The organism is Nonomuraea sp. NPDC050328 (assembly GCF_044459405.1).
Classification (GTDB): Bacteria; Actinomycetota; Actinomycetes; order Streptosporangiales; family Streptosporangiaceae; genus Nonomuraea.
This window is the reverse complement of record NZ_JBITIW010000014.1, coordinates 185,057-201,968: the sequence shown is the minus strand read 5'-3', so window position 1 is coordinate 201,968 and position 16,912 is coordinate 185,057. Positions and strand designations below refer to the sequence as shown.

Sequence of the window (16,912 nt, the reverse complement as noted above, 5' to 3'; positions counted from 1 at the left end):
TCACTCCACGCGTTCGGCGTTGGACTCGTAGCCGCCACCGCCGGGGTAGACCCAGGCGCCGGTGAGCTGGCGGCCGTCGGCGCTGAAGGTGCCGGTGTAGTAGGCGGGCGAGCCGCGGTCGCCGCCCCAGATGGTGAGGGTGTCGCCCACCAGCTCGTAGGTGTAGTCGAGGGTGCTGCCGTCGTCGCCGTAGTAGCGCGACTTCAGGTCCGCGCTCGGCTCGGCCATCAGCCGCCGCTCCCGGCCGATGATCTCGAAGCCGCTGGCGTCGTCGAACTGGACGTCCTGCCGCAGGAAGTACTCGTTCAGCCAGCGGTAGGTGACCACGCCCTCGTGGCCGCCGCTGATCTTCCACGTGCCGACGAGCCGGTCCAGGGCCTTCAGTGCGGGGTCGTTGTTCATCGCCGTCTCCTTGGGTGGTGGGGTGCGCCAGTCATCCAGGTAGACCCGCGCCGGGGGCGGAACTCATCGCTCCCGGCGCCGTCGTTCTTGACACCGGAGGCCCCGATGGCCCCTCTATAGGACGGGATTTCCCGGCATCGGCCCCCACCGGCGAGGAGTGGTATGGACAACGGCTTACGCAGCAACTTCACGCCGGGCAGCACCCGCTGGGCGGTCCGGCGGGCGCAGTGGAGCGCGATGGGCATCAGCCCCGCCGACCAGGAGCGGCCCAAGGTCGCCGTGGTCAACACCTCCTCGCAGCTCTCGGTCTGTTTCAGTCACCTCGACGAGGTGGCCCGCCGGGTCTGCGCCGCCGTACGGCAGGCGGGCGGCCTGCCGTTCGAGATCCGCACCACCGCGCCCAGCGACTTCGTCACCAGCGCCGGCCGCTGCGCCCGCTACCTGATGCCCTCGCGCGACCTGGTGGTCAACGACGTCGAGGCGGCGGTCGAGGGCGCGGTCCTGGACGGGGTGGTCTTCCTGTCCTCGTGCGACAAGACCACGCCCGCGCACCTGATGGCCGCCGCCCGGCTCGACCTGCCGTCGATCGTGGTCGTCGGCGGCTACCAGCGCGGCGGCTCGTTCGCCGGCTGCTCGGTGGACATCGACACCGTCTACGAGTCGGTGGGCGCGGTGGCGGGCGGTTCGATGAGCGTGGAGGAGCTGGGCGAGCTGGCCGACGCCGCGATCGAGGGGCCGGGGGTGTGCGCGGGGCTGGCGACGGCCAACACGATGCACTGCCTGGCCGAGGCGCTCGGCATGACGATGCCGGGCTCGGCCCCGGTGCGGGCCGGGTCGGCGGCGATGTGGCGGCGGGCGGAGGAGGCCGGGGCGCGGATCGTCGCCATGATCGGCGAGGGGCTCACCGCCCGCCGGGTGCTCACCGCCGAGGCGATCGAGAACGCCGTCGAGGTCGCCCTGGCGCTGGGCGGCTCGGTGAACTGCGTCCGGCATCTGGCCGCCGTCGCCGCCGAGGCCGAGCTCGATCTCGACGTGGTCGCGCTGGTCGAGCGGCTGGGCCGCGACGCCGTCCAGCTCGCCGCGATCCGGCCCAACGGCCCGCACCAGGTGTGGGAGCTGGAGGAGGCGGGCGGCGTGGCCACGGTGCTGCGGGCGCTGCTGCCACGGCTGCACCGCGGCGCGCTCACGGTCTCCGGCCGTACCGTCGGCGAGCTGGCCGCCGTCGCCCGGCCGCCGGACGGCGTGGTGCTCCGCGAACCTCACGACCCGGTACGGCACGCGCCCGGCCTGGCCATCCTGCGCGGCTCGCTCGCGCCCGACGGGGCGATCGTCAAGCTCGCCGGGGTCAAGGCGGAGGCCGCCCGCCGGTTCGAGGGGCCGGCCCGGGTGTTCGGCTCGGAGGAGGACGCGCTCGACGCGCTGGCCGCCGGGCGGTTGCGGCCCGGCGAGGTGATCGTGCTGCGCGGGCTGGGCGTGCGGGGCGGGCCGGGGACGGTGTTCGCCGCCGGGTTCGTCGCCGCGCTCAACGGCGCGGGGCTGTCCGGGCAGGTCGCCGTGGTGACCGACGGGGAGCTGTCCGGGCTCAACCACGGTCGGTGGTCGGGCAGGTCATGCCGGAGGCGGCCGACGGCGGGCCGCTGGGTGGGGTGGCCGACGGCGACCTCGTCACGATCGACCTGGACGCGCGGGCGCTGGACGTCTCCCCGGTGCGCGAGGCCGCCCCCGCCTGCCGTACCGGCGGGGAGGAGAGCGGCCTGCTCGGGCAGTACGCCCGCCTGGTCGGCCCGATCCAGGGCGGCGCGGTGACGAGACGGCCGGGCCGGCGGTGAGCCAGGCCCGGCGGGCCGGGGTCGCCGCCCTGGTCGGGACCACGCTGGAGTGGTACGACTTCCTGATCTACGGGACCGCGGCGGCGCTGGTGCTCAACACGCTCTACTTCCCGGGCACCGACCCGACCGCCTCGCGGCTGGCCGTCTTCGCCACCTACGCCGTGGGGTTCGCCGCCCGGCCGATCGGCGGGCTGGTCCTGGGACACCTGGGTGATCGCCGGGGGCGCCGGAGCATGCTGGTGCTGACCGTCGTGCTGATGGGCACGGCGACGACGCTGATCGGGCTGCTGCCCACCTACGAGCAGCTCGGGTTCTGGGCGCCGGTGGCGCTGGTGGTGCTGCGGCTGGTGCAGGGGTTCGCGGCCGGCGGCGAGTACGCCGGGGCGGTCACCCTCGCCGTGGAGCACGCCGGTGGATCGCGGCGCGGGCTGGCGGGGGCGTGGGCGGCCAGCGGGTTCGCGCTGGCGACGCTGCTGTCGACGGGGATCTTCCAGCTCATGCTCCTGCTGCCGGAGGCGGACTTCGAGAGCTGGGGGTGGCGGGTGCCGTTCCTGCTCGGGTCGCTGCTGCTGGTGGCCGGGGTGTTCATCCGGCGGGGCGTCGCCGAGCCCGCCGCGTTCACCGAGGCGGTCCGGCCGGTCCGGGTTCCGCTCCTGGCGGTGCTGCGGGAGCGGCCTCGCGCCTTCGCCGTGGTCGTGGGGGCCCGGCTGGCGGAGAACTCCTTCGCCTACCTGTTCCCGGTGTTCGGCGTCGCCTACGCCGTGGACGTCCTCGGCGTGGAGCGGCAGGTGACCCTGCTGGCGGTGGTGATCGCGGCGGCGGTCCAGGTGGCGGCGGTGCCGCTGTGGGCGGCGCTCTCGGACCGGGTGGGGCGGCGGCCGGTGTACGCGGCGGGCGCGGTCGCCTCGGCGGTGTGGCTGGCGCCGTTCTTCCTGCTGGTGCAGAGCCTGTCGCCCGCGCTGCTCGTGCTGGGTTTCGTGGTGGGGCTCGGCGTGCTGTACCCGGCGATGCTCGCCCCGCAGGCCGCCTACTTCGCCGAGCTGTTCGAGCCGGGCACGCGGCTCTCGGGGTTCGCCGGGGCCCGTGAGCTGGGCTCGGTGCTGGCCGGCGGGCTGTTGCCGTTCGTGGCGACGGCGCTGGTGGCCTGGTCGGGGCACTGGTGGCCGGTGGCGGCCTACCTGACGCTGCTGAGCGCGGTCACCGTGGTGGCGTTGTCGTTCGGGCCGGAGACCGGCCGCCTCGCGCCGGAGCCGGCGCGGGGCGGCACGCCCGTGTCCCGGTGATCGGCCCCGCCACGGTCCGGTTCGTGGTGAGGGTCATCGCGTGCGGTGCAGCCGGGCGGCGGTGAGTGACAGCCAGGTCCAGCCGGCCACGACCGCGGCGGCGAAGGCCAGGTTGAGGCCGGGGACCCGGGCGCCGGAGGCGATGCCGAGGAAGGCGGCCAGGAACACCACGCCGGTCACCGCGGAGTAGAGCGCCCAGCCGCGCCGCCCGGCCGCGGCGTGCGCGCGGGCGAGCACGAGGCAGGCGGCGACCAGGCCGAGGAAGCCGATCCCGCCGACGGCCAGGTGCGCCAGGCCGTGCCAGGTGATCGTGGTGTCGGCGCCGATCGGGAAGCCGTCCATCGGGTCGGCGGCGAACAGCCCGGCGCCGACGACGCCGAGGCCGTAGAGCGCGATCAGGCGCGGCGCCCAGCGGCCTTCGCCGGCCCGGGCCAGGCCGGCCGCGAAGGCGAGGGTGAGCGCGCCGGTCACCAGGAAGTTGGCGATCTGGATCCAGCCGGCGTCGCCGTTGCTGAGCACGCTCACCGGGTGGCGGGTGAGGTCGAAGCCCTCGCGGGTCAGGACCTGGATCGCGGCGACCAGGACGTAGATCGGGCCCGCGACGATCCCGCAGGCCGACAGGACTCCGGTCCGCTCCCGTGCCGGGGCGGCGGCGGCCACCGCGGCGCTCATGCGCCCTCCGCCCCGAACAGCGCGCGGACCTCGGCCTCGCCCTGCCAGCCGGGCCAGTGCTTGGCGTGCAGGGCCAGGAACTGCCCGGCCAGGTCGGCGGCCTCGTCGTCGCCGGCGGCCTTGATCAGGGCGTAGGCGTCGATCTGCTCGCGCGCCGGGACGGGCGTGGTGCGGCCGTCCTCCAGCCGGAGCCTGCGGCCCATCGGCGCGGGCGCCAGCCCGGCGGTGGAGATCAGGACCCCGGCCTGGGCCATGGCCGCGCCGTGCTCGGCGATGGCGGCCATCAGCTCGGCGGGCGGCGGGCCCAGTTCGGGGTGCTCGTCGGACTTCAGCAGCAGCAGGTAGTGCATCTTCTTCTCCCTCGACCGGGCTAATACACCACTGATATATCGGTGATGTGCCATTGATACACCGGTATGCTGGAAGCTGTCCAGAGGTGGGAGGGGCATGAACAAGACCGACCAGGCGTACCAGGCCCTGGAGAAGATGATCACGTTCCAGGAGCTGCCGCCGGGCAGCCTGCTGTCCGAGCGCGCCCTGATGGAACGCACCGGCTACGGCCGGACGCCGGTGCGCGAGGCCCTGCAGCGGCTGGCCCGCGAGCGGATGGTCGACATCCACCCCAACCGCGGCGTCTTCGTCGCCGACGCCTCCATCGAGTCACAGCTCCGCCTGCTGGAGGTGCGGCGCAGCCTGGAGGAGCTGGCCGTACGGCTGGCCGCCCAGCGCGCCCAGCCGCCCCAGCGCGCGGCCATGCTGGAGCTCGCCGGGCAGCTCCAGGAGTTCACCGGCGCCGACGCGCACGAGTTCGGGCCGTTGCTGAAGGAGTCGCACGCGTTGGTCGCGGCGGCGGCGGGCAACGACTTCCTGTCGGTGGCGATGGCGCCGTTGCAGGGGTTGTCGCGGCGGTTCTGGTTCGCCAACCTGCGGGACCCGGCGCGGGAGATCAGGGCCGGGGCCGACCGGCACCAGGACGTGCTGCGAGCCGTACACGCGGGCGACGCCGAGGCGGCGGCGCGCGCGTCCCTGGCCCTGAACGACTACCTCGTGGACTTCACCCACCGAACCCTGCACACCTGACCCCGGCGGCCTTGACCACCGCCGACCCGCACGCCGTACCCCTTGCGGCTGCCGGGCTCCCACCGACCCCTGCCTGGAGCGCACCCCCAGTGACCCGCACCACCGCCCGACCCGCCGCCCCCGACGTCCACGCCCTCGGGGAGGGCCCCGTCTGGGATCCCGCCCGGCAGCGCCTGCTCTGGGTCGACATCGTCGCCGGCGTCGTCCACGAGGGCGCCCTCGACGCCGCGACCGGCGAGATCACCCCCACCGCCCGGCACACCTTCGGCACCACCGTCGGCGCGGTGGCCGTCGCCGAGGACGGCGAGCTGATCGTCGCCGAGCAGGCCGTCCTGACCCGCGTCGACCTCGCCGGCCGGCGCACGGAACTGGCCCGCGTCCTGCCACCCGGCCGGCGCAGCCGGCTCAACGACGGCGCGGTGGACCCGGCGGGCCGCTTCCTGGTGGGCAGCCTCCCGCAGGACGACCGGCAGGGCGAGGAGGTGCTCGTCCGGCTGGACGGCGAGCGCGTGACCGTCCTGGACGCCGACCTCACCGTCTCCAACGGCCTGGCCTGGAGCCCGGCGGGCGACGTGCTGTACAGCGTGGACACCGCCTCGGGCGTGGTGTGGGCACGCGGCTACGACCCGGCCGACGGCGCCACCGGGACCCGCGAGCAGGCCTTCACCGTCACCGAGGGCAAGCCGGACGGCATGTGCGCCGACGCCGAGGGCAACCTCTGGGTCGCCAACTGGGGCCTGGGCCGCGTCGAGCACCGCACTCCCTCCGGCGAGCTGCTCGGCACGATCGAGACCGGCGCGCCGCACACCAGCAGCGTCTGCTTCGCCGGGCCCGCCCTGGACACCCTGGTCATCACCACCGCCGTCCAGGGGCTGACCGAGCCGGGGCCCGCCTCCGGCCGCCTGTTCACCGCCCGCGCGGACGTCCCGGGCCTGCCGCTCCCGTACTGGCGCCCCTGACCCGGCGGTCCGCCCGGGAGGCGGGCGGGCGGCTCTATGCTGGGAGAAGGGGATCGTCGAAGCCGGCCCGCCGAGGGGAGGCCGCGACGCTCCGCAGGAGTGCGGAATCCACGACGGCTAGCGCATGATGCGGCAAATCGCTTTTGTGGATTACCTACAACACGACGGCTCTGTCCTGCCGGGTGGAGGACATTGGTGTCCTCGCCGTGATGGACCAGGCTATCGAGAGGTGCAGGCGACGCTCCGGAAGATGCGGACGTCGCCTTCGATGCTTGAGGTAGCTGGGAGGCTCAACCGGTGTTCAGTCGTGTCGCCATCGTCAATCGTGGAGAGGCCGCGATGCGGCTCATCCACGCCGTACGCGACCTTTCGGGGGAGACGGGGACGCGGATCGAGACGGTCGCCTTCTACACCGACGCCGACCGTAACGCCACCTTCGTCCGCGAGGCCGACCACGCCTACGCCCTGGGCCCGGCCTCGGCCCGCCCCTACCTCGACCTCGAGGTGCTCGAACGCGCCCTGGTCGAGTCCGGCGCGGACGCGGCCTGGGTGGGCTGGGGCTTCGTCGCCGAGGACCCGGCCTTCGCCGAGCTGTGCGACAAGATCGGTGTGACCTTCGTCGGCCCGAGCGCCGAGGCGATGCGCCGGCTCGGCGACAAGATCGGCGCCAAACTGATCGCCGAGGAGGTCGGGGTGCCGGTCGCGCCGTGGAGCCGCGGCGAGGTCGCCACCCTGGAGCAGGCGCTGCGCGCCGGCGACGAGATCGGCTACCCCCTGATGCTGAAGGCCACCGCGGGCGGCGGGGGGCGCGGCATCCGCATGGTGGCCTCCCGCGAGGAGCTGACCGACGCCTACGAGCGCACCAGCCAGGAGGCGCTGCGCGCCTTCGGTTCCGGCGTGGTCTTCCTGGAGCGGCTGGTGACCGGGGCCCGGCACGTCGAGGTCCAGGTGATCGCCGACAGCCACGGCACCGCGTGGGCGCTGGGCGTGCGCGACTGCTCGGTGCAGCGGCGCAACCAGAAGATCATCGAGGAGTCCGCCTCCCCCGTCCTGGCCCCCGAGCAGGCGGCCGAGCTGAAGGCGGCCGCCGAGCGGCTGGCCGTGGCGGTCGGCTACTGCGGCGCCTGCACCGTGGAGTTCCTCTACCACCCGGGCGAGAAGCTGTTCGCCTTCCTGGAGGTCAACACCCGGCTGCAGGTCGAGCACCCGATCACCGAGATCACCACCGGCACCGACCTGGTACGGCTGCAGCTCCACGTGGCCGCCGGCGGCAGGCTGGAGGGCGAGCAGCCCGCCGAGCTCGGCCACGCCGTGGAGGCCCGGCTCAACGCCGAGGACCCCGACCGCGACTTCGCGCCCGCCCCCGGCCGCATCGCGCGCCTGGTGCTGCCCGCCGGCCCCGGCATCCGGGTGGACACCGGCGTCAGCGAGGGCGACACCATCCCGGCCGACTTCGACTCGATGATCGCCAAGATCATCGCCTACGGCCGCGACCGCGACCAGGCCCTCGGCCGGCTGCGCCGGGCGATGGCCGAGACCACGGTGATCATCGAGGGCGGCGCGACCAACAAGAGCTTCGTCCTCGACCTGCTCGACCAGCCCGAGGTGGTCGACGCCAGCGCCGACACCGGCTGGATCGACCGCGTGCGCGCCGAGGGCCGCCTGGTGAGCCACCGGCACTCCGCCGTCGCCCTGGCCGCCGCCGCCATCGAGGCCTACCTCGACGAGGAGGAGGTCGCCCGGCAGCGGCTGCTGGCCACCGCGCACGGCGGCCGGCCGCAGGTCCAGCACGACACCGGCCGCCCGCTCGACCTCAAGCTGCGCGGCGTGGGCTACCGGGTGAGCGTCGCCCGCGTCGGCCACACCCGCTTCCGCGTCGGCGTCTCCGGCGGCGGCGAGGTGCACCCGGCCGACGTCGAGATCGAGCGCTTCGACGAGCACAGCGGCCAGATCGTGCTCAACGGCCGCCGCTTCCGCCTGGTGTCGGCCACGCACGGGCCGATCCACCTGGTCGAGGTGGACGGCGTCACCCACCGGGTCGGCCGCGACGAGGGCGGCGTGGTCCGCTCCCCCGCCCCCGCGCTGGTGGTGGCCGCCCCGCTGGCCGCCGGCGACGAGGTCGAGGCGGGCGCGACGCTGCTGGTCCTGGAGAGCATGAAGATGGAGACGGTGCTGCGCGCGCCGTTCCGTGCCCGGGTGCGCGAGTGCGCGGTCAGCGCGGGCAGCCAGGTCGAGACCGGCGCGCCGCTGATGCGGCTGGAGCCGCTGGGCGACGAGGAGGCCGCTGAGGCCGGGCAGGCCGCTGAGGCGGTCGAGATCGACCTGCCCGCCGAGCCGGCCCAGGCCTCCCCCGCCGAGCGCGTCGAGCGCGGCCTGCAGGCCCTGCGCAGCCTGCTGCTCGGCTTCGACGTCGACCCGCACGACCAGCAGCGCGTGCTGTCGGACTACCTGGCCGCGCGCGCCGAGCTGGGCGGGCGGCTGCTGGAGGGCGAGCTCGACCTGCTCACCGTCTTCGCCGACCTGTCCGAGCTGAGCCGCAACAAGCCGGTCGGCGGCCTCGACCTGGAGCCGGACAGCGCGGTGCACAGCCCGCGCGAGTTCTTCCACAGCTACCTGCGCTTCCTCGACGTCGAGCGGGCCGGGCTGACCGAGGACTTCCAGGCCAAGCTCGCCGCGGTGCTGGCCCACTACGGCGTCACCGGCTTCGACCGCACGCCCGAGCTGGAGGAGGCGGTCTTCCGCATCTTCCTGGCCCAGCAGCGGATGGGCGCCGACGTGCACGTCGTGTCCGCGCTGCTGCGCCAGTGGCTGGCCGACGCGCCGCCGCTGGAGTCGCTCGCCGAGCGGGCCGGGCTCACCCTGGAGCACGTGGTCGAGGCGACGCAGGTGCGGTTCCCGACCGTCTCCGACCTGGCGCGCGGCATCGTCTTCCGCTGGTTCGCCCAGCCGCTGCTCCGCCGTACCCGGGCCAGGGTCTATTCGGCGGTGCGGGCCGATCTGAGCTACCTCGACCGCAACCCCGACGCGGCCGACCGCGCCGAGCGCATCCAGGCCATGGTGGCCAGCGCCGAGCCGCTGGTGCGGCTGGTCGGCCAGCGCATCGGGCGGCCCGGCTGCGACTCCGCGCCGCTGCTGGAGGTGCTGACCCGCCGCTACTACGGCAACCGCGCGCTGGCCGAGGTGGCCGTGCGGGAGGCCGGCGGCTGCCGGTTCGTCACCGCCGAGCACACCGGCCCCGAGCGGGTGACCCGGGTGGTCACCACCGCCGTCGACGTCAGCGCGCTGCCCGGCGCGATCGGCGCCATCGCCGGGCTCGCGGCCGGCGTGCCCGAGCACGGGCTGGTCGCCGACCTCTACGTGACCTGGGAGGACCAGCCGGACGTCGACGCCCTGGCGGTACGGCTCGGCGAGCTGATCGCCGAGCACGCGCCTCCCGCCGGGGTCCGCCGGATCACCATGACCGTCGCCGGCACCAGCGGCGCGGTCATGCACCACCACTTCACCTTCCGCCCCGACGGCGAGCGCGGCTTCGCCGAGGACCGGCTGATCCGCGGCCTGCACCCGCAGATCGCCCAGCGGCTGCAACTGCAGCGCTGGCGCGCCTTCGACCTCACCCGGCTGCCGTCGGCCGACGAGGAGGTCTACCTGTTCAAGGCGGTGGCCCGCAGCAACCCGGCCGACGAGCGGCTGATCGCGATGGGCCAGGTGCGCGACCTGACGCCGCTGCGCGAGTCGGACGGCCGCCTGGTCGCGCTGCCCTCGGTCGAGGGCGGCCTGGCCGCCGGGCTCGACGCGATCCGCACCATCCAGATGCAGCGCCCGCAGAACAAGCGCTTCGACACCAACCGCATCATGATGTACGTCTGGCCGGCCACCGAGCTGTCGGGCGAGGAGCTGAACGCGCTGGTCCAGCGCATCCTGCCGACCACCGCGGGCGCGGGCCTGGAAGAGGTGCTGTTCGTCGCCCGCCAGCGCAACGCGGCCGGTGAGCTGAGCGAGGTGGCCGTGCGGGTCAGCCTCGGTCCCGGCCACGGCGCGCGGGTCGAGGTGGGCAAGCCGTCGATGGAGCCGGTGCAGCCGCTGGACGCCTACCGGCAGAAGGTGCTGCGCGCGGCGCGGCGCGGCAACGTCTACCCCTACGAGCTGACCGACCTGCTCGCCGGCCCGGAGGGCCGCTTCGTCGAGCACGACCTCGACGAGCACGGCGTGCTGGTGCCGGTGACGCGGCCCAAGGGCAACAACACCGCCGCGATCGTCGCGGGCGTGGTCACCACCCCGACCCCGCACCACCCCGAGGGCGTGACCCGCGTGGTGCTGCTCGGCGACCCGACCAAGGCGCTGGGCGCGCTGTCGGAGCCGGAGTGCTCGCGGGTGATCGCCGCGCTCGACCTGGCCGAGCGGCTGCGGGTGCCGCTGGAGTGGTTCGCGCTGTCGGCCGGCGCGCGCATCTCGATGACCTCGGGCACCGAGAACATGGACTGGGTGGCCGCCGCGCTCAAGCGCATCGTGACCTTCACCCAGGCCGGCGGCGAGATCAACGTCGTGGTCGCGGGCATCAACGTCGGGGCGCAGCCGTACTGGAACGCCGAGGCGACGATGCTCATGCACACCAAGGGCATCCTGGTGATGACGCCCGACTCGGCGATGGTGCTGACCGGCAAGCAGTCGCTCGACTTCTCCGGCGGCGTGTCGGCCGAGGACAACGTGGGCATCGGCGGCTACGACCGGGTGATGGGCCCGAACGGGCAGGCCCAGTACTGGGCGCCCAACCTGGCCGCGGCCCGCGACGTGCTGATGGCGCACTACGACCACACCTACGTGGTGCCGGGCGAGTCCGCGCCGCGCCGGGCGGCCACCATCGACCCGGCCGACCGCGACATCCGCGACTTCCCGCACTCGGTGGCGGGCAGCGACTTCACCACCGTCGGCGAGATCTTCTCGGCCGAGCACAACCCCGACCGCAAGAAGCCGTTCGACATCCGCACGGTGATGCGGGCGCTGTCCGACCAGGACCACCCGGTGCTGGAGCGCTGGGCGCGGATGGCTGACGCGGAGACCTCGGCGGTCCAGGACGTGCACATCGGCGGCTGGCCGGTCTGCCTGGTCGGCATCGAGTCGCGGCCGGTGCCCCGGCGCGGCTTCCCGCCCACCGACGGCCCCGACACCTACACCGCCGGCACGCTGTTCCCGCAGTCGTCGAAGAAGACCGCCCGGGCGATCAACTCCGCCTCGGGCAACCGGCCGCTGGTGGTGCTGGCGAACCTGTCCGGGTTCGACGGCTCGCCGGAGTCGATGCGCAAGCTGCAGCTGGAGTACGGGGCGGAGATCGGGCGGGCGATCGTCAACTTCGAGGGGCCGATCGTCTTCTGCGTGATCTCCCGCTACCACGGCGGGGCCTTCGTGGTCTTCTCCAAGGCGCTCAACCCGAACATGACCGTGCTCGCGCTGGAGGGCTCCTTCGCCTCCGTGCTCGGCGGGGCCCCGGCCGCGGCCGTCGTCTTCTCCGGCGAGGTCAACACCCGCACCGCCAACGACCCGCGGGTCGCCGAGCTGGCCGCGCGCGTCTCGGGGGCCAGCGGCGCCGAGCGGGCCTCGCTCAACGCGCGGCTCACCGAGGTGCAGGCGGCGGTCCGGGCGGAGAAGCTGGGCGAGGTGGCCGCGGAGTTCGACCGGGTGCACAACATTCAGCGGGCGGTCGAGGTGGGCTCGGTGGACGCCATCGTCAGCGCCGCCGAGCTGCGGCCGCGGATCATCGAGGCGATCGAGCGGGGCATGCGCGGGCGCTGAGCCCGCACGGGGTCCGCACGGGTCCGCACGGGGTCCGCACGGACCCCGTAGGGTCGGGCGGGTGGACATTGTGAATCTGCTTCTCGGCATCCTCCAGCTCATCGTGCTGATCGTGGGCGTGATCGTGACCGCCATGTCCCGCAGTCACCGCGGGCGGGGCGCCCTGCTCGGGGTGTTCGGCTGCGTCGTGCTCGCGATCGGCGTGCTCTGGACCACCTTGCTCTCGATCTTCCTGCACGACATCATGCATGGGTTCGGCCTGTCGCCGGTCTCGGGGATGATCTCCCTGTTGTTCGGGGTGGGCACGCTGCTCTCCCTCGTCGGGACGCTGCTGCTGGTCTTCGGGGTCGCGGCGCGCTCGCCCGAGCACCGGCAGGTGTCCGGCACGCCGTACCAGCAGGGGCCGGGCGGCTACCCGCAGCAGCAGCCCCCGCCCGGCCAGCCGGGGTTCGCGCCGGGCTACGGGCCGCCCGGACCGGGACACCACCCGGGACCCAACCCGGGGTACGGCCAGCCGGGCCAGGGCGGTGCGCCCTACGGCCGGTGATATTGCCGAGCTCTTTGCCGCCTTCCGCGGAGAGGGAGGCGGATCGCCGGGTAAGTAGCCGGTCATGCGAAATGCGCTCAGCGGCGAGCAGTACTCCCTGACCGCGGGTCCCTACACCGCGGTGGTGACCGAGCAGGGCGCCGGGCTGCGGGAGCTGGCGCACGGGGGCGAGGCCCTCGTGCTGGCCTACGGGCCGCAGGAGCCCGCGCCGGCCGCCTTCGGCCAGTTGCTCATCCCCTGGCCCAATCGCGTCGACCACGGCCGCTACGAGTGGGACGGCGTGCCGTACCAGCTCGACGTGAACGAGCCCGCCTACGACTGCGCGATCCACGGCCTGGCGCGCTGGCTGCCGTGGCGCGTGGTCGAGCGCGAGAACCATCGGGTACGGCTGGCCTGCCGGTTGCTCGGCACGCCGGGCTATCCGTTCCGGCTGGCGCTGGAGGCGGAGTACAGCCTGGACGCGGGCCAGGGCCTCACCGTGTCGGTGCGCTCGCGCAACGAGGGCGAGGCCGCCGCGCCGTACGCGCACGGGGCCCACCCCTACCTCACCACCGGCGAGCCGATCGACGGCTGCACCGTGACCGCGCCCGGCCGGCGGCATCTGCCGGTCAACGACCGGATGATCCCGTACGGCTCGCCGGAACCGGTCGAGGGCACTCCCTTCGACCTGCGCGAGGGCCGCCGCCTCGGCGACCTCAAGATCGACCGCGCCTTCACCGACCTGGACCGCGACGAGGCCGGCCGCGCCTGGGTGCACCTGGCCGGCTCGGCGCGCACCACCTCGTTCTGGGCCGACGCCACCCACCCGTGGCTGGAGTTGTACACCGCCGACGAGGTGCCCGAGCGGCTGCGCCGGCAGGGGTTCGGCGTGGAGCCGATGACCAGCCCGCCCAACGCCCTGGCCAGCGGCATCGACCTGCACACCCTGGAGCCGGGCGCGAGCCTCGCCGGTTCCTGGGGCATCCGGCTCGGCTGAACGCGGCAGAAAGGCGGCACCGCCATGGCCACCACCCCGCAGGCCGACGTCCTGGTCCTGTTCGGCATCTCCGGCGACCTCGTCAACAAGATGATCTTCCCGGCGCTGTACCGGCTGACCGAGCAGGGCAAGCTCACCGTCCCGGTCGTCGGCGTCGCGGCCACCGACCTCGACCTGGACGGGCTGCGCGAGCGGGCCCGCCGCTCGGTGCTGGCCGACGTGCGCGACTTCGACGAGCGGGTCTTCGCCGGCCTGGCCGACCGGCTGAGCCTGGTCGCGGGCGACTTCACCGACGAGGACACCTTCCGGCGGCTCGGACGCGAGCTGGAGGGCAAGGGCTTCGCCAGCCACTACCTCGCCATCCCGCCCTCGCTGTTCACCACGGTCGCCGAGGCGCTGGCCCGAGCGGGCCTGAACCGGCAGGCGCGGCTGGTGGTGGAGAAGCCGTTCGGCCACGACCTCGACTCGGCCCGCGAGCTGAACCGCGAGCTCAACCGCTTCTTCGACGACCAGCACCTGCTGCGGGTGGACCACTTCCTGGGCTCGGTGCCGATCGCCGGGCTGAAGGCCACGCGCTTCGCCAACGCGCTGCTCGAACCGCTCTGGAACCGGTCCTACATCGCGAACATGCAGATCAACCTGCTGGAGGACTTCGACGTCGCCGAGCGCGGCTCGTTCTACGACTCGGTGGGCTGCGTCAAGGACGTGCTCCAGAACCACCTCCTGCAGGTGTTCACGCTGCTGGCGATGGAGCCGCCGGCCACCAGCGACGACTACGCCGAGCACATCGAGCGCTGGCGGCTGCTGCGGGCCACCCGGCGGATCTCGCGGGCGCAGACCGTGCTGGGGCAGTACACCGGCTACCAGGACGTCGAAGGGGTGCGGCCGGGCTCGACCACCGAGACCTACGTGGCCGCGCACCTGAAGGTCGACACCTGGCGGTGGTCGGGGGTGCCGTTCTACCTGCGCAGCGGCAAGTGCCTGCAGACCAGCTCGACCGACGTGGTCGTGCAGTTGCGCCGGCCGCCGCTGGACCTGTTCGGCTCCATCACCGGGGGCACGCCGGCCGACCTGCTGCGCTTCCGGTTCGAGCCGACCGCGGGCATGACCTTCGAGCTGCTGCTGCAGGAGCCTGAGCCCGGCCAGCCGGCGACGCTGATCCCGCTGGAGGTCGACTATGAGAAGGTGCTGGGCCGGCAGGAGAAGCCGTACGAGACGATCATCGACGGCGCGATCACCGGGGACACGCGGTGCTTCGCCACCTTCGCGACCATCGAGGAGTGCTGGCGCATCGTCTCGGACATCATCGACGTGGACGAGCCGCCGCTGCCGTACGAGCCGGGCTCGTGGGGGCCGGAGGCGGCGGCCAAGATGCCGGGGAGCGACGGCTGGCACCCGCCGCTCAACTCCTGAGGGCCGGGTCAGGTGCGCCGCAGCAGCGGCTGGGTGCTGCACCGGAAGGAGCCGCCGAGCGAGCGGGTGACGGCGAAGTCCACGTACTCCACCGCCACGCCGCGCCGTTCCAGCTCCTCGCCGAGGAAGGCGAAGGCCGGATCGGTCACGTAGTGGCCGGGGCCGAGCGGCAGCCCGTTGGCCGCCAGCCGGGTGGCCTGCTCGAAGTCCACCTCGACCCGCTCCCAGTCGCGCAGCACCCGCGGGAGCCCGCCGGGCAGCGCCTCCTCGCAGACGACGAGCAGGCCGTCGCGGATCAGGCCGAGCGCGCAGTCGAGGTGCAGGATGCGCTCGTGCAGCCGGACCAGTTCGACCGTGTAGCCGTGCGGCGCCAGGTGCTTGGCCAGCCAGCGCGCGCCCAGCGCGTTGGAGGCCAGGCCCGAGCTGCCGACGAGGACGTGCCGGCCGAGGACCAGCACGTCGCCGCCCTCCAGGAAGGGGCCGGGCCCGAGCGTCGGGTCGCCGGGCTCGGGGATCTCCGGCACCGGGACCGCGACGTAGCCGCAGTCGGCGGGGTAGACCTCGGCCCGCATGACGTCACGCACCGGCAGCACCTCGTGGCGGCGGTGCCGGAAGCGCATCGAGCCCTCGATCACCTGGTCGCCGACGGTGAAGAAGGGGTCGCGGGCGAAGAAGTTGGCGTAGCCGTCGGCGCCCGCCTCGGCCTTCTCCGGCTCGGTGAGCAGCCGGGGCCGCACCACCCGCACGCCGTGGCGCTCCAGGACGGCGCGGAAGGCCTCGCGCTCGCGTTCCCAGGCGGCCTGCCGGTCGGGGGCGCCGGTGCGCATGTCCTGGCCCACCGGGTTGGCCGCCAGGGCGTCGGCGGGCAGGAAGCGCAGGTCCGGCGAGCTCCGGGCGGACGCCGGGAGCGCGACCTCGCTCTGGGCGAGCACCACCACCCGCAACGGCGCGAACTCGCTCTCCACGAAGACCTCGGACACGTCCCCCACCCCCTCCGGCCAGCATAAACAGCCGGGCCGGCCGGAGAGGGCAGCGGCGCGGTCAGGGCATCGGGGACCGGCGGAGGGACGAGCGGTCGCCGTGGCGCGACAGCGCGGCCTCCCGGGCGAGCAGCACGTCCAGCTTGGCGGTGAGCGCCGCCAGCTCCTCCCGCACGCCCTTGATCTCCTCCTGCGTCTCCACCTCCGCCGGCGACGCCTCCGCGTCGATCATCGCGTTGACCACGACCGCGATGAACAGGTTCAACGCCACGAAGGTCGAGACCAGGATGTAGGCGATGAAGAACACCCACGCCCACGGCCGCTGATCCATCACCGTCTGGGCCACGTTCCCCCAGTCGTCACCGGTCATGATCTGGAACAGCGTGAACAGCGAGCGCGGCAGCTCGTCGAACCGCTCCGGCACCACGTCGCCGAACAGCCGGGTGGCGATGACCGCGGCGATGTAGACCAGCAGGACCAGCAGGCCCAGGATCGAGGCCATGCCCGGAATCGCGCTGAGCAGCGCCTGCACCACGCGCCGCATGCTGGGCACCGCCGAGATCAGCCGCAACGCGCGCAGGATGCGCAACGCCCGCAGGATCGAGGCCGGCCCGCCCGCAGGCACCAGCGCGACCAGCACGATCACCGTGTCGAACCAGTTCCAGGGGTCCTTGAAGAACTCCCGGCCGTAGCCGTACAGCCGCGCGGCGATCTCGACGGTGAACAGGCCCAGGGCCACGTTGTCGACGGTCGTGAGGAAGCCGCCGGCGTGCTGCATGAGGAAGTCGCTCGTCTCGCAGCCGATGGTGACCGCGTTGACGATGATGATCAGGATGATGGCTCGCTGGACGAACTGCTTCTCAAGGAAGGAACGCACACGTTCGCGCCTTGGCAACAGGACCGCTCCCCGGGGGTAGGAGGACTTTCCCCCTGATCTCCCCCGCTTCGCCCCGCCCCACTCCCCGGCACCCTGTCCTAGCTGGG

General features: G+C 73.7%; 12 protein-coding genes and 1 pseudogene. 8 read left to right on the top strand and 5 right to left on the bottom strand.

The window, feature by feature from the left end; genetic code table 11:
• Positions 1-402: a hypothetical protein gene (locus tag ACIBG7_RS38675; RefSeq protein WP_357925517.1), complete on the bottom strand. Its 402-nt coding sequence runs from the start codon at positions 400-402 to the stop codon at positions 1-3.
• A 162-nt stretch (positions 403-564) separates the two neighbouring features.
• Between ACIBG7_RS38675 and ACIBG7_RS38670 the strand changes: the two are divergent.
• Together ACIBG7_RS38670 and ACIBG7_RS38665 are read left to right on the top strand one after the other, a co-directional pair.
• Positions 565-2,231 (top strand): annotated as a pseudogene (locus ACIBG7_RS38670) (dihydroxy-acid dehydratase).
• Entirely contained in the window at positions 2,228-3,514 is a 1,287-nt protein-coding gene (locus ACIBG7_RS38665) for an MFS transporter (RefSeq protein WP_397339478.1), read from the top strand. Before ACIBG7_RS38670 ends, ACIBG7_RS38665 begins: the two are co-directional and overlap by 4 nt.
• Positions 3,515-3,547: 33 nt before the next feature.
• On the opposite strand, the gene ACIBG7_RS38660 is transcribed toward ACIBG7_RS38665, so the two are convergent.
• Both ACIBG7_RS38660 and ACIBG7_RS38655 read right to left on the bottom strand, forming a co-directional pair.
• Positions 3,548-4,186 (bottom strand): DUF998 domain-containing protein, encoded by a 639-nt coding sequence (locus ACIBG7_RS38660; RefSeq protein ID WP_397339477.1) that lies wholly within the window; start codon positions 4,184-4,186, stop codon positions 3,548-3,550.
• Positions 4,183-4,536 (bottom strand): YciI family protein, encoded by a 354-nt coding sequence (locus ACIBG7_RS38655; protein WP_397339476.1) that lies wholly within the window; start codon positions 4,534-4,536, stop codon positions 4,183-4,185. Before ACIBG7_RS38655 ends, ACIBG7_RS38660 begins: the two co-directional genes overlap by 4 nt.
• Positions 4,537-4,633: 97 nt before the next feature.
• On the opposite strand from ACIBG7_RS38655, the gene ACIBG7_RS38650 reads away from it, so the two are divergent.
• The 6 genes from ACIBG7_RS38650 to zwf all read left to right on the top strand — a co-directional run bounded on the left by ACIBG7_RS38650 (position 4,634) and on the right by zwf (position 14,948).
• Positions 4,634-5,266, top strand: coding sequence for a GntR family transcriptional regulator (locus ACIBG7_RS38650; protein WP_397339475.1), 633 nt, complete (start codon positions 4,634-4,636; stop codon positions 5,264-5,266).
• Between the two features lie 89 nt (positions 5,267-5,355).
• Positions 5,356-6,225 (top strand): SMP-30/gluconolactonase/LRE family protein, encoded by an 870-nt coding sequence (locus tag ACIBG7_RS38645; protein ID WP_397339474.1) that lies wholly within the window; start codon positions 5,356-5,358, stop codon positions 6,223-6,225.
• Between the two features lie 297 nt (positions 6,226-6,522).
• On the top strand, positions 6,523-12,012 hold the full coding sequence (locus ACIBG7_RS38640; protein ID WP_397339473.1) for a biotin carboxylase N-terminal domain-containing protein: 5,490 nt from the start codon (positions 6,523-6,525) through the stop codon (positions 12,010-12,012).
• Positions 12,013-12,073: 61 nt separating this feature from the next.
• Positions 12,074-12,559 carry a hypothetical protein gene (locus ACIBG7_RS38635; protein ID WP_357925498.1) on the top strand — a complete coding sequence of 162 codons (486 nt, stop codon included), beginning with the start codon at positions 12,074-12,076 and terminating at the stop codon, positions 12,557-12,559.
• A gap of 64 nt (positions 12,560-12,623) precedes the next feature.
• Positions 12,624-13,535, top strand: a complete 912-nt coding sequence (locus ACIBG7_RS38630; RefSeq protein WP_397339472.1) for an aldose 1-epimerase family protein — start codon at positions 12,624-12,626, stop codon at positions 13,533-13,535.
• Positions 13,536-13,559: 24 nt separating this feature from the next.
• Positions 13,560-14,948 carry a glucose-6-phosphate dehydrogenase gene (gene zwf, locus ACIBG7_RS38625; RefSeq protein ID WP_397339471.1) on the top strand — a complete coding sequence of 463 codons (1,389 nt, stop codon included), beginning with the start codon at positions 13,560-13,562 and terminating at the stop codon, positions 14,946-14,948.
• Between the two features lie 8 nt (positions 14,949-14,956).
• Here zwf and ACIBG7_RS38620 read toward each other — a convergent pair whose 3' ends face one another.
• Positions 14,957-15,928 (bottom strand): dimethylarginine dimethylaminohydrolase family protein, encoded by a 972-nt coding sequence (locus ACIBG7_RS38620; protein ID WP_397339470.1) that lies wholly within the window; start codon positions 15,926-15,928, stop codon positions 14,957-14,959.
• A gap of 61 nt (positions 15,929-15,989) precedes the next feature.
• Positions 15,990-16,805 (bottom strand): ion transporter, encoded by an 816-nt coding sequence (locus ACIBG7_RS38615; RefSeq protein WP_357925485.1) that lies wholly within the window; start codon positions 16,803-16,805, stop codon positions 15,990-15,992.
• Positions 16,806-16,912 lie beyond the last annotated feature (107 nt).

What these genes read in the sequence shown, in the direction of transcription:
- ACIBG7_RS38675 (WP_357925517.1), bottom strand. Translation starts at nt 402, where the DNA reads ATGAACAACGACCCCGCACTGAAGGCCCTGGACCGGCTCGTCGGCACG.
- ACIBG7_RS38655 (WP_397339476.1), bottom strand. Translation starts at nt 4,536, where the DNA reads ATGCACTACCTGCTGCTGCTGAAGTCCGACGAGCACCCCGAACTGGGC.
- zwf (WP_397339471.1), top strand. Translation starts at nt 13,560, where the DNA reads ATGGCCACCACCCCGCAGGCCGACGTCCTGGTCCTGTTCGGCATCTCC.
- ACIBG7_RS38650 (WP_397339475.1), top strand. Translation starts at nt 4,634, where the DNA reads ATGAACAAGACCGACCAGGCGTACCAGGCCCTGGAGAAGATGATCACG.
- ACIBG7_RS38630 (WP_397339472.1), top strand. Translation starts at nt 12,624, where the DNA reads ATGCGAAATGCGCTCAGCGGCGAGCAGTACTCCCTGACCGCGGGTCCC.
- ACIBG7_RS38660 (WP_397339477.1), bottom strand. Translation starts at nt 4,186, where the DNA reads ATGAGCGCCGCGGTGGCCGCCGCCGCCCCGGCACGGGAGCGGACCGGA.